This window comes from Lactiplantibacillus sp. B652, assembly GCF_023806745.1.
GTDB lineage: Bacteria > Bacillota > Bacilli > Lactobacillales > Lactobacillaceae > Lactiplantibacillus > Lactiplantibacillus pentosus.
The window spans coordinates 67,427-80,717 of the sequence record NZ_JAMSKY010000008.1; the positions used below are offsets into that span (position 1 = coordinate 67,427).

Genomic DNA, 13,291 nt, shown 5'->3' on the forward strand with positions numbered 1-13,291 from the left:
TAATATTCTATTCTTAAAGCGAATCGTTAGATACATGGAAGGTGTCCTTTATGCCAAGTAAGATTATTTATAATTGTGAAGTTATTAATGCGGGCTATTATGTTACAAGCGCTGATTTGTTAGGAGAAACTGGTGAACAGCTCACCGAGTCACACCTCCGTTTTGAAGTTAATGGTCATAAGATTGGAATCAAGTCACTATTAAAAGTTGGTCGCAAAATTCATATCGAATTTGAAGAGACACGGGCATTATCGCTGTTGAATTTTGATGTAAAAAAATTTGTCAACGAATTTTACTACCCCCAAGTTAGTTTGAAGGTTTGCAACCAAAATACTGTACAGTATGAAGTTATCTTTAAAGATGATGACTATTTGGCAGATTTCGATACAAATATTTTTCAAAGGGATACTGGCCGAATCTCTTATTATCAATATCAGACGGGTTCCAAAGATGAAGCAAGACCATTAGTTGTCTTTTTACATGGCTCTGGTGAAAGAGGATTCAAGAACCAGATGCCATTGTTAGGTAATGATGTGCCCAAAACAATTCATGATTATATCTCTAAGCATGAAAATGCTGTCTTGCTGGTCCCACAAGCGACTTGGGCACCTGAGTTAAACGGTTGGTTCCGACCTGAAATCCGTAAAACATTATTGAGTCTGATTAAATCAAAAATTCAGTCAGATAATATTGACTCAAAACGTATTTATTTGGTGGGCCTATCTAACGGCGGTGCAGCAACATGGCATTTTGCAGAACATCACTCAGATTTATTTAGTGCAATCGTCCCCTGTTGCGGGTATATTTATAACGAAGATAAATCCTTTGTGGGGGCGGCTGGTGAGGGCCGATATATGCATCCACGCATGGCAGAAGCGAAGGCACTCAAAGAAACACCAATTTGGGCATTCCATTCACATGACGATCATACCGTAAATGTGCAAGGAACACTTGAAGCAACTGAGATGGTCAAAAAATGTGGTAATCAAAATGTCAATGTGACGATTTATGATGATGGTAAAGTTACACCAAATCCACACGGGTGCTGGGAACCAGCATTTGATACACCGACATTGTTACCATGGCTGTTCTCACAAAGAAAATCGTAGATAAGTTTACACGAGTTAATTAACCCCAAAAAGCTAGCCCCCCAACCCCAACCGGGTTCAGGTGCTAGCTTTATTCAACTCGCTCTATTTAATTCGTAACCGACGTTTTCGTCTTAGCTGGTAACGCGGTCAAAAAATGGCTAAAGCACTGCTTCAAGAAGTGTTCGCTAGCGTCATCAGTCAAATGGTCATTCTCATCAAACTTGGTGCCAGCTTGTGGCAACATGAATTCGTTGCCAGGGAGGACCTTGGCGTCAACACCTGGTGAGTCCAGGATTTGACGTAAGTTCATTTGGGCGCGGACGGTGCCTTGAACACCTAGTGACGTACCAACAATCATGACTGGCTTATCCTTGAATGGGTGTTCTGCACATGAGAGCCATTCGATGGCACTCTTCAACGCTGCTGGAATACTGTGATCGTATTCAGGCACGCCGAACACGACACCATCGGCTGCTTCGATTTTAGCCGCTAGTGCTTTGACACTTGCAGGCTCTTGGTCGATATCGTCTTCGTTGAATAGTGGTAAGTCTTTGATTTCACAGATATCAAAGTTAACCTGGGTCTCAAACAAATCCTTCATCACGTATAATAACTTGCGATTATAAGACTTGGAGGCGTTGGTCCCCACGATTGCCACGATATTGGCTTCATCGTCGCCAGCAGCGGCTTGCCGTTGGGCGTTGTCACTAGCGGCAGCACCAGCAACGTAACCAGATGAGATACCCCAGGTATTCATCATACTTGGCATCGAATCGTGACCATTGGCCCCACCGATGATCTCACCAGCACCAAAGTAATTGGCAACCGGCGCATCCTTGGTCGTGACTAGTTGTAAGTTGTCTGCGTTGACACTGTAACCACCTAAAGTTGTGGCAAACCGGTCGCGTTGTTCAATGATGTAGAAAGTCTGACCTTCAAATTGGTGCAAGAACTTCGGATCGCGTCCAAATTCATGATCATGACCATCTTTGACGTAGCCCTGATAATTTTTGACCGTTTGGGCCAATTCATCCACATCAATACCAGCTTGTTTAGCTGCATCAGCTAGGTTACCCTTGACGAAGATTGGGCGCTTATCCTTGTTATCGAAGAAGCTTTGAATTTCTTCCGGCGTAAAGTCGTGTAAAATCAATAGATCATAGACTTTCTTCCAAGTCCGTTCATCCATAACTAAGTAAGCGACCTTGTCATCCTGCTTGAGAATGGCATTCCGGAAAGCCGTGTAAACGTTGGATTCATTAACGATCCGCTTTCCTTTGGAATTGACATAAATGGCACCCATGTCCGTCGCTTGCTTTGAAGCGTAGGTCGTCAACTTGGCCACGCCTGGTTCAACTTCCACACCATGTGGATAGAGCTTATACCAGCCTAAATCGTGTGTTTGTAGGTCCAAATCTGCGTTGAACTGGTAAGCATCACCAGTCGACGTCATTGGACCATAGTAATCGATACCTTCACTCTCTTCGCCGCGCATCTTCTGGTTGGCACCATGTCCACCGGCAGCTAGGACGACTGAACGCGCTTTGATGTTGACCATTTGGTCCTTTTGGGCGGCAACGACACCACGTAATTGCTTATCATTATCCAGCATCAACTTTTCGACCCGCGTGTCTAGTAAGATTTGACCACCCGCGGCAGCAAAGGCTTTTGAGACCTTTTGAATGAATTCGTAACTGCTTGCGGACGGCAATTCGATTTGTCGATTGATCGAATGTTCCGGCGTTTGGGTCTGGGCCTTTTGGTAATGCAAATCGGCGAACTTGCTGATGAAATCAATGGCTGGGCCAATGTTATGCACCATCAAATCAGTTAAGGCCGGGTAATTGGTTTCCAAGCTTTCACGAGCGACATCTTGCGCTAACATCTCTGGTGTATCGTGATTGTTATCAAAGATTTGTGCGGAGACATCCGAACCTGTCCCGACAACATTGGAACCATTCAAAATCGTCGCGCCACCTAAATAGCCGTTTTTCTCAACTAAGATGACTTTTTGTCCCATCGATAGTGCGCGGCAACCGGCAACCAATCCCGCTTCACCACCACCGATGATCAAGACGTCAGTCCGATAGTTTTTCGTCTGCGGCTTAGCCTTCTTAGGGACTGGATGAACGGTCACGCCAGCATCGGCGACAGCCTGATCAGCCGACTTCAATAGCGCTTGGGTCATGACCGTCGCACCACTGATCGTATCCACGTCGAATGACTGTTCAGTAATAATATTTTGCTTCAACTTATCGATGACTTGGTTAAAAATCCCCGACGTTTCGGAATGTTTTAATATCTTCAAGTCCTCAATCTTATTGTCTTGTACGTCCACTTCATAATTGATGATACCGTTGTGGCCCATTGCCTGTCCGGTAATTTGTTTTTTACTCAATAGTAAACACTCCTTTGCGTCGCGGCGTTAAGCCACTGGTAACTGTGACGTGTTGGTCGTGGTCAATGAAGATGGCCTCCGTCTTAGGAAGTGGCTCAATCAGCTGAGCACCCCGCTTCGGCCCTTCAAAATAGGCCACGGTCGACAACACTTCTGCTAATTCTGACTGTTCGGTAATAATCGTCACTTGATCAACTTGGTTTTCCACCGGATAACCCGTTTTCGGATCAAGAATGTGGTGATATTGGCGATTGCCAATCTTAAAATAGCGCTCAAAAATTCCCGAGGTAACGACCGTCCGTGCTGGCATCTCAACTTGTAACGCTGGATAGCCACGTGGCGCTTCTGGGGCTTGAATTCCGACCTGCCACCGTTGATCAGCGGTCAGTGGATTGTCCCCGAGGAGCTTCACGTTGCCACCTAAGTTAACGATGGCGTGTTCGATACCCGCCTGTTGCAATTGCGTCACGATTTGATCAGCAAAATACCCCTTGGCGATCGCGCCTAAGTCCAGCTGCATGCCAGGTTGGCGTAAATACACGCTAGATTGCGCTTCATCTAAAATCACCTCGTGCAAGTCCATTAGGGCTAACCGTTGCTGGATTTCTTCAGCGGACGGTACCTGATGGCCACCAAAGCCAATCTTCCATAGTTTGACTAGCGGTCCAATCAGAACGTTAAAACTAGTCGGATACTGTTGCGTATAGCGAATCGCATCCGCTACTAACCGAAAGCACGCCGTACTGACCAGTACCGGATGAATCCCGGCATAGCGATTGATCGCGGCCACTTCCGAGTCAGGACGGTTGACCGAAAAGGCCTCATCCATCCGTTGCAAGTAATCATAGACGGCCTCAACCGCCGTTTGATTCGGTTCAAAGAGGGTCAGCGAGATAACGGTACCCATCATCGTAAATTGCGAGACATATTTCTTATGCGTTTCCATCATCCTGCTGACCCCACTTGTTCATCGTTAGTTTATTTAATCGCTTAATTCAATTTCAAGTCTTCTAGTTCTGGTCGTAGGTGCGCTAAGGCAATCTGACCCGGCGCTGAAGCGGCACCGACCGTGGCAAATGAGAGACACGATCCAAAGGCTTCGCCCGCGATCCGTGAAACTTTGCCTAAGTCACCCATCGACATCGTAATCACAGGTCGTGACAACGATTGATGGGCGATATTGGTGGCGCTCAGTAGTGTCAACACATCTTCAGCGGATTGTGGCATGACAGCCATCTTAGCGACATCCGCACCATAGTCCACCATGCTGGTCAACCGTTTGACGATCTCCGCAGCACTTGGTGTCTTGTCGAAATCATGATTACTCATGATGACAACGACGTTAGCAGCCTGAGCTTGCGCGACCAACTGCTTAACGTCCTTTTCTTCATGATAACGTTCAACATCCAACGCATCGGTGAACTTCCCAGCGATCACCGCTTGGCACACCTTGAAGTAGTCAGCGTCGGCTAAGGCCAATTCACCGCCTTCACCCTTCGTCCGAAACGTCGTCAGCAAGGCAATATCGCCTAATGCGTTTCGCAGTTGTTGGCCGGCATCCTGTAACTTAGCGGCATCCGTGACGCCGTCAAAGAAATCAATGCGCCATTCAACTAAGTCCGGCTTAGCGGCCTTAATCGGATCAACTGCACTCAGAATATCCGCGACCGTCTTACCCGTGATGGGCACCGCGATTTTGGGACGGCCAGTGCCTAATTCGATGTTTCGTAATTTAATGACTGGTTGCATCTCGCGCACCTCCTGTTATCAATAACTTATTATTTAGCGTCATCATCACTAAATAGAATTTGGTGGATATAATCAACTGGCATATCCTCGCCTGTCCACAGTTTAAACGCAGCGGCACCTTGTTCGAGCATCATGCCTAACCCGTTATAAACGTGCTTTAATCCAGCTTGACGCGCAACCTTCATCAGCTTCGTTGTTCGTGGGGCGTAGACAGTATCAAACACGATTTGGTCTGGACGGAACCAACTTGGATCATCAACCAACGTCTTGTCTTCAAGTGGCTTCATACCCACCCCAGTTGAATCGGTGTAAATATATGAACTCTGAATTTCTTGCTTAAAATCATCACGATCTTCGAGTGAGTGCAAGGTTGCATGACAATCCGTCTGTTCATTAATTAGTTTAACGTTTCGTTCCGCATTTGCCCACGTTGCATCGTGCATATTAAAGATCGACATTTCCTTGACCCCGTCTAAGGCCGCTTGAACCGCGATGGCAGTCCCAGCACCACCGGCACCTGACAATGTCATCTTGTGACCACGAATATCCAGCCCTTCATCAGTTAGCGCTTTCATAAATCCAATGCCATCAGTGGTATATCCAGTCAACACACCATCATCATTAACGATCGTATTAACCGCGCCTACCATCTTGGCAGCTGGGTCTAACTTATCAAGCAGTGGAATGACTTTTTGCTTGTTGGGCATTGAAATATTGGAGCCGCGCATGTCTAGAGTCCGGATTGATTCAATGGCACTTGGTAACGTCTCATTCGTGACTTCAAATGCTAAGTAGGCATAGTTTAAGCCTAATTTAGCAAAAGCATTGTTGTGCATGGTTGGTGACATTGAATGTCTAATCGGATATGCCATTAAGCCAATCAGTATTGTATGTCCATCAATTCGTTCTGTCATAAAAAACACTCCTCAATTTATTTTCGGGTTTGTTACTCAATTCACTTGTTATGTTAGCAAAATAGTTTAATATAATAAATATGGATGATTCGTTTAAATCATCAAATTTTTCTATGAATAAAGGAGCGTCCTAACCATGAATTTAAGGCATTTAATTTTCTTCAAAGAGTTGGCTCGAACTCAACATATGGCAAAAGCGGCGGAAAATCTTGGTATTTCACAGCCCTCACTCAGTTATGCGATCAAAAAGCTCGAACATGAATTAGGCGTCCCCCTGTTCGAAGCTGACGGTCGTAATATCAAGTTAACGTCCATTGGTGGCGTCTATTTGAAGTACGTTACCGCTACTTTAAATGATTTATCACAAGGCAATGAACTCGTTAAGCAACTGATGGATCCTGATACTGGGCACGTCAAATTGGGGTTTACGTACACGCTTGGCCAGCAATTAGTGCCAGAATTAATGTCTAACTTTAAAAGCCAGCCCAGAAATCAAGCCATCACCTTCGAACTGGGTCAAGGGAACTCGCAGAGATTGCTACAAGGATTAGCAGATGAACAATATGATATCGTGCTTGCCTCCAACGTCCGAAAGCTTGGTGACCAGTTCACGGCCCACCTCTTTGACTTTATTCCACTAGTCCAACAAGAAATCGTTGCCGTGATGCCAAATGATCATCCACTAGCCAAAAGCGACTCACTCCACGTCGCTGATTTAGCAGCTTACCCGATGATTCAATTTTCAAAAAATAGTGGGTTACGCCCATTAATTGATCAAATTCTGGCAGCCGCCCACGTTCAACCTAAAGTGGCATACGAAGTTGAAGAAGATCACACCATGGCGGGTTTCGTGCGGTACAAATTGGGCGTCGCGTTAATGCCTTATTTACCGCTATTAAATCCTAGTCAGGTTTGCATCAAGCACTTGGTTGATCAGCCACTTAATCACCAGATTTATCTGATCGTTCGCCGTAGCGGATTCGTCACGCCAGCCGTTCACCGTTTTCAGGAATTTGCACGTAGCTATTGTTGGCAACATTACACTGATGAGGACCGATTAATCTAAAAATTGCGTCCTCATGACAAAGACGCAATTTTAATCTTAGTTTTCAACACTGGAGGCCGTCGAGACAGACGATGATTGTCCACGATATTTAACAATCAAGGCTAATCCGACGCCGATTAGTGTAATCACAACGTTCATTAGAATGATCATTCTTGGCGCACTGGCTCCCGTGACCTTTGTCAAATATGCGGCAGCAGATAACACGACGTAATTAGCAACACTGGAAGCAATCATGACCAATGATGTGGCCAAGCCTTTGCTGTCCGGGAAGAAACCAATGGTCGTTGAAGTGGCTAACTGGAGCACACCCCCAGCGGCGGCATAACCGATTACAAAGCTCCCAATGTACAAAATGACGGGATTACTGATGAAGTAGCACAGTAGTAACATGACGATTGAAATACTTGGATATAGGACCAGCACTGTCGTTTCTTTCAAGCCCATATGGATGAATTGGGCTGTCAAAAGTACGGCGACCGTCGCCCCGACAGCATAGAATGACTGTAAGGTACTTGGGTCTTTGATGCCGTAGCTCGCGCCTAATTCTTGATTACAGTTGAGCCAGATCATGAAGGTGGCGGAACTCGTAAAGCCGATTAATATCGAAGCAATTGAAGCCGGTGTAAAACGATGCTTTGACCCACTCTTACTGGTCGTTGACTGCGTTTTAACAGCCGTCTTATCTTGTTGTGGAAATGGTAAAATCAGCACTAAGATCGCATCGGCAATCATTAGAATCCCACAACCAATGAAGATGACTTTATATGATAACTGCGCGCTTGCAACCAGTCCGATGACAAATGGCAGAATGAATTGGGCCACCGTAATCGCAAACTTTGTAAACAGGTTCGCAATTGAAGCGGACTTAGGGAAGATTTCCATCACACTGGGTGAGACACAGGTGTCCAAGAATGAATTGGCAATCCCATTAACGATACCAATCGCGTAAGCCCACCACATACTATGGACACTAATCATGCCGAAGAAGAAAACGGCATACAACGCGATACCGATAAAGCCACTGATTCGGCGACCAATCTTGTCTGAGACGGGGCCCGCAAATGGATAAGCAATGAGACGTCCAAGACCATATGCTGCAATTACTGAAACAACCATACTAACATCGATCGTGCCATTTGCCAGCGTTGTCGCACCCCAAGCCTTCGCAAAATCCGTCTTGTACTGGCCCATAATTGAGGAAGCAATCCCCAAAATGAAGTAGGCAAAATAAAGTGCTAGGGCCGTGACATAGTATTTGCGGTTCGAATTTGTATTAGTTGCCATTTTAACGACCCCCATCATCTGAGAAGAACCGCTTCGTCACTTCTTCGACTGGCATTTCTTGACCAGTGTATAGTTTGAAGGCAGCTGCACCTTGCCAGACCAACATGCCTTTTCCGCCAATCGTTTGACTACCATGTGCTGCGGCATCCGCCAACATTTTGGTAGTTGCTGGATTATAGACGGTATCGGTCACGACTAAATCTGAGCGATAAACACTCATGTCTTTAATATTGGTTTGATCGATATTCGGGGCCATTCCGGCTTTAGTCGCATTAGCTAAAATATCACTCTGACTAATCGCTTGAGCCAATGCCGCCTGATCATTAATATCACCGACCGTCACCTGACAAGCTGGAACTTTCTTCATAATCTTTTGTGCGGTCAATTCCGCATTTTGATAAAAGTCATCCTTGGGGTTAAAAATGTGAATTGCTTGAGCACCATCCAGCGCCATTTGAACCGCGATCGCAGTAGCCGCACCGCCAGCACCTAAAACAGTAAGTCGTTTTCCCTTAGGACCAACGCCGTGATGCCGCAGATTTTCAACGTAACCAGCACCATCCGTGTTGTGGCCGACTAAGACACCATCATTGTTAACAATCGTGTTCACAGCACCAATCAACTCAGCGGCTGGTGAAAGTTCGTCAACTAATTCTGCTGCGACTTTCTTACACGGCATCGTCACATTGGCACCACGCATATTCAACACGCGCATCTTAGTCAACGCACTCGCCATCTCATCAGCTTGAATATCAAATGCTAAATAAGCGTCGTTAATTCCTGCTTGTTCAAAACTATAATTATACATTGCTGGAGAACCAGAATGGCCTACAGGTGAGCCAAACAGTCCTAACATCGTTGTATGACCGTCAATCCGTGCTTCCATTAGTTGATCCTCCTCAGTGTTGCTTGGCAACTTGCTTCGCTTCGTATGCTTGGTATTCGGCCGTTGGCATATCCTTACCCGTAAAGAGCTTGTAGGCTGCGTCGCCTTGCCATAACAACATTCCTTTACCTGGTGCCACCGTGCAGCCTAACGCTTCAGCGTCTTCAATCAGCTTCGTCTTCAGTGGGTTATAAACAGTATCTGCAACGACTAAGTCTGAACGCAAATAGCTCGGATCAACCAATGATTGACCGTCTAGTGGTTTCATGCCAACAATCGTGGCATTGACTAAGATATCAGCATCTTCAATTTCGGCTTTTAATTTATCCTGATCCTCAAGATGGTAGACGTTAACGTCAACTTCCGGCTTAGCTTCCTTAATCTTCTGTTGTGTCTTTTCAGCATTGGCATAAAAACCATCGTCACGGTTAAAGATTGCCAATGACTTCGCACCATCTAAGGCACATTGAACTTGTAATGCAGTCGCCGCACCTCCAGCGCCAATCACAACTAACTTCTTACCGGCAACATCCACGCCATTCTCTTTCAAATTACGGACAAACCCGATACCATCAGTAATATGCCCCGTTAATTTGCCATTATCATTCACAATAACGTTGATAGCGCCTACAATTTTGGCTGCTAGGGATAAATCATCGACCAGCGTCGCGGCAACGCTTTTACATGGCATCGTCACATTACTACCGCGAACTTTAAATAGCCGTAACGCATCGATTGCTTCAGGCATCTGCTCTTTTTTAACATCAAACGCGAGATAAGCATAATCTAGCCCCTGTTGTTGAAAACTGAAATTATACATTGCTGGCGAGCCTGAATGACCAACGGGTGACCCAAGCAAGGTAAATAAACCGGTTGTTCCTGAAATACGCTTTTCCATAATTTATAATCTCCTCGTCTATTGAATAAGGAAAGAGACTGAGACAGTTGTCCCAGTCTCATCCACAAGTTCATGTAACTGAATCAAATCATTATTTTTTCGCTGGTTGATGATGATCGATCGCGTATTGACGACGGCCACCTGGCTTTGGAATCATGTCGGAAATCATGATGTTCAAGCCACCATCGACAGTGACTTCACCGCCATTAGTGTAATCAGAACGATCACTAGCCATGAATAACACTGTATTGGCGATGTCATCCAAAGTCCCGATACGACGACTAGCAACTAAGCGTTCCCGACCTTCTTCAACTTTAGGATCACTATAGAAGTTTTCTGATAACGGCGTCTTAACTAAGCATGGTAGGACACAGTTACTCCGAACACCGTATTGTCCCCATTCAGCGGCCATCTGCTTCGACATCATGTTAACCGCTGCTTTAGTCGTACTATAAGCACCACTATAAGTTTCTGGATAACGTGAAGCGACCGTTGAGATGTGAACCATTGTACCGTGCTTTTGTTGAATCATGACACGACCGAAACGTTGTGACATCAAGAAATAACCCGTTAAGTTAACATTTAAAGCTGCTTGCCATTCATCTAATCGTAGATCTTCAAGTGGTGAGAAACGTAAGATTGCAGCCGTGTTAACTAAAACGTCAATCTTCCCGAATTTGTCTGTGACTGCTTTAACCGCAGCATCGACTTCTGCTTCATTGGTGGTATTGCACTTAACTGCCAATGTTTCGACACCATACTTGTCGGCAAGTGCTTTAGCATGTTCTTGAGTCTTATCCTCAAGCATATCGATCAAGACGATCTTGGCACCTTGCTTTGCAAATTCCTCACAAAACTTAGTTCCCATTCCACCAACAGCACCTGTAATCGCAACCACTTTATCTATTAATCCTAGCCAATTATTAGTCATTAGTACTCGCTCCTTCTACTCAATTATTAAGCCTGAACTGGATCTTTTAAAATTTCAGGCCAAGCTTGCTTCAAAACTGACACAGTTTGCTTATACGTATAATCCGCAACGTAGTCAATTCCCTTAGCCATGTACTGATCAGAAATCACTTCGACACCAATCACCTTAGGATCGACGCCAGCATCCTTAATCATTTTAACGAAACCGGCTGTGTCTAAGTCACCTGCACCAGGGGCTAACCGATCATGCATTGATTCATCACGTAAGATGGAAGTTGCGTATGGCCGGGTGTAAGCATCGTCAATTTGAATTGAAATAACGCGCTTAGCCTGTTCCTTAGTTAATAAATCATATGGTTGGTTAGCGCGAACCCAGTGCCACATGTCTAATAACATGTAAACATTGTCACAGTTAGCTTTCTGCATGATTTTCCAAGTCTTATCCAAATTCGGCAGGCCACTGTATGGCATTGGTTCTAGCGCAATAATCAAATCGCCCGCACGCGCAGCCAATTCTTGTAACTTCTTAGCGGTATAATCAATATCATAATCTTCCATCAAACCAGTATTGATGTGCTTAACACCGAACAGTTCGCACATATGGAAGCAAGCTTGTTCCTTATACTTTTGTTCATATGACCGTTGGGGTTCACACCACTGAACAATGTATTCAACTTCCGTACAACGAATCTGGTATTTATTTAAAATGTTCAAAATATCCTGATCCGTTAAGCCTTCATTCAAAGCATCAACATAAGTTTCAGCGCGTAAGCCGATGCCATCATAACCAGCAGCACTTGCAGCCTTACAACGATCTTCAAATGTACATTGATCACCCAGCGTCCAGGAACTAATTGTAATTGGATGTGCTTTTGTCATAATATTTTTCCTCCAAGGATAGTGGATTCGTAACATGCATGTTCTGTGATTCACATAATTTATTTTACAAGTTAAATGTAATCGCTATCAGCAAAAACGTCCAATTGCTTTTATCCACCATAAATCATAGCTAAAAGTTATTAATTCTGGTATATTAGCCTTAGAACAAAGTTTCTAATACCCGTCAGTCACTAACAAGTTGAAATTTCAGGGGGTCAGAAGAGTCATGAATCTGGATCATCTACGTTATTTCGTCGCGCTTTCCCGCACAGAAAACTATACACAAACTGCCAAGCTGTTACATATTACACAACCCAGTCTCACCAAGGCTATCCATTCATTGGAAGCCGAGCTCAATGTCGCACTCTTTCAAAAATCCGGGCGTAGCGTCACATTGACACCTGCCGGCAAGGTCTTCGCTAACGATGTCGAATCCGCGCTATTACTTTTAGACAAGAGCGTCACTAACGTCAAACGGTTCAATCAACAAAAATCTCCCATCCGGATTGCCGCACTCAGAACGCTCAGTATCAAGTGGCTACCAGATATGGCGCAACGATTTCTTCAATTAAGCCCCCACTCAGCCGTGCAGTTTCAGTTCAATACAGATACCGGTCTCTCCCCTGATATTTTGCGGGGACTCCGTGATAAGAAGTATGACGTGGCGTTTTGTTCCAAGCTCGATCACTTCAGCGACATCGACTTCTTCCCAGTCGCTGAGCAAACGATGGTCTGTATCACACCCACCAATCACCCGTTGGCCAATCGTTCCAGTATTAATCTCGCGGAGACACTGGCTTATCCGCAAATTACGTTTTCAGAGCGTAGCGGCTTACATCCTATCATGAAGAAGCTCTTCAATAACTGCGGCGGACAACCAATTAGCGCATACACAGTCGAAGAAGATCAAGCCATCGCCGGGTTGGTCGCTAGTGGTTTTGGCATCGCAATCGTTCCGAACATGTCGATTCTTCAAAATATGCCTGTCAAAATCATCCCCTTGTCATTTCCAACTTGGCAACGAATCTTATACATGGCAGTTTTAAAGCATCGCACGCCACAGCCCGCAATGGAAGAATTCATTAAATTTGTCCGAGATCAGAGTAAAACCTTATCCGTTAATAACATCTAAACAACAACCAAAAAATCGCATTCAACCGATAGCTTCAGGCTATTGATTGAATGCGATTTTGTTA

12 protein-coding genes are annotated in these 13,291 nt (G+C 45.0%); 3 read left to right on the forward strand and 9 right to left on the reverse strand.

What is annotated here, in order from left to right:
* Positions 1-50: 50 nt before the first annotated feature.
* Positions 51-1,109 (forward strand): prolyl oligopeptidase family serine peptidase, encoded by a 1,059-nt coding sequence (locus MZO40_RS10650; RefSeq protein ID WP_105960671.1) that lies wholly within the window; start codon positions 51-53, stop codon positions 1,107-1,109.
* Between the two features lie 88 nt (positions 1,110-1,197).
* Here the strand turns inward: MZO40_RS10650 and MZO40_RS10655 are convergent, their stop codons facing one another.
* The 4 genes from MZO40_RS10655 to MZO40_RS10670 are packed head-to-tail and all read right to left on the reverse strand — an operon-like array spanning position 1,198 to position 6,152.
* Positions 1,198-3,489, reverse strand: coding sequence for an FAD-dependent oxidoreductase (locus tag MZO40_RS10655; protein WP_101874226.1), 2,292 nt, complete (start codon positions 3,487-3,489; stop codon positions 1,198-1,200).
* Entirely contained in the window at positions 3,482-4,438 is a 957-nt protein-coding gene (locus MZO40_RS10660; RefSeq protein WP_216681040.1) for an FAD:protein FMN transferase, read from the reverse strand. The genes MZO40_RS10655 and MZO40_RS10660 overlap by 8 nt, the downstream gene beginning before the upstream one ends.
* 41 nt (positions 4,439-4,479) lie before the next feature.
* On the reverse strand, positions 4,480-5,238 hold the full coding sequence (gene aroD, locus MZO40_RS10665; RefSeq protein WP_252133270.1) for a type I 3-dehydroquinate dehydratase: 759 nt from the start codon (positions 5,236-5,238) through the stop codon (positions 4,480-4,482).
* Between the two features lie 29 nt (positions 5,239-5,267).
* The gene (locus tag MZO40_RS10670) at positions 5,268-6,152 is read right to left on the reverse strand and encodes a shikimate dehydrogenase (protein ID WP_105960673.1); all 885 of its coding nucleotides are present in this window, start codon (positions 6,150-6,152) and stop codon (positions 5,268-5,270) included.
* 136 nt (positions 6,153-6,288) lie between these two features.
* Between MZO40_RS10670 and MZO40_RS10675 the strand changes: the two genes are divergently transcribed.
* The gene (locus MZO40_RS10675; RefSeq protein ID WP_105921849.1) at positions 6,289-7,218 is read left to right on the forward strand and encodes a LysR family transcriptional regulator; all 930 of its coding nucleotides are present in this window, start codon (positions 6,289-6,291) and stop codon (positions 7,216-7,218) included.
* 36 nt (positions 7,219-7,254) lie between these two features.
* On the opposite strand, the gene MZO40_RS10680 is transcribed toward MZO40_RS10675, so the two are convergent.
* The 5 genes from MZO40_RS10680 to MZO40_RS10700 all read right to left on the reverse strand — a co-directional run bounded on the left by MZO40_RS10680 (position 7,255) and on the right by MZO40_RS10700 (position 12,095).
* Entirely contained in the window at positions 7,255-8,502 is a 1,248-nt protein-coding gene (locus MZO40_RS10680) for an MFS transporter (protein ID WP_105960674.1), read from the reverse strand.
* A 1-nt stretch (position 8,503) separates the two neighbouring features.
* Complete coding sequence (gene aroE, locus MZO40_RS10685) at positions 8,504-9,388, reverse strand: shikimate dehydrogenase (RefSeq protein WP_088770461.1); 885 nt, start codon at positions 9,386-9,388, stop codon at positions 8,504-8,506.
* A 13-nt stretch (positions 9,389-9,401) separates the two neighbouring features.
* On the reverse strand, positions 9,402-10,286 hold the full coding sequence (locus tag MZO40_RS10690) for a shikimate dehydrogenase (RefSeq protein ID WP_252133271.1): 885 nt from the start codon (positions 10,284-10,286) through the stop codon (positions 9,402-9,404).
* A 91-nt stretch (positions 10,287-10,377) separates the two neighbouring features.
* Complete coding sequence (locus tag MZO40_RS10695; RefSeq protein ID WP_252133272.1) at positions 10,378-11,217, reverse strand: SDR family NAD(P)-dependent oxidoreductase; 840 nt, start codon at positions 11,215-11,217, stop codon at positions 10,378-10,380.
* 26 nt (positions 11,218-11,243) lie between these two features.
* A complete protein-coding gene (locus MZO40_RS10700) occupies positions 11,244-12,095 on the reverse strand; it encodes a sugar phosphate isomerase/epimerase (RefSeq protein WP_003640065.1) in 852 nt (283 codons plus the stop codon).
* Between the two features lie 226 nt (positions 12,096-12,321).
* Here MZO40_RS10700 and MZO40_RS10705 point away from each other — a divergent pair, with 226 nt between their 5' ends.
* Positions 12,322-13,227, forward strand: coding sequence for a LysR family transcriptional regulator (locus MZO40_RS10705; protein ID WP_252133273.1), 906 nt, complete (start codon positions 12,322-12,324; stop codon positions 13,225-13,227).
* The last annotated feature ends 64 nt before the right edge of the window (positions 13,228-13,291 follow it).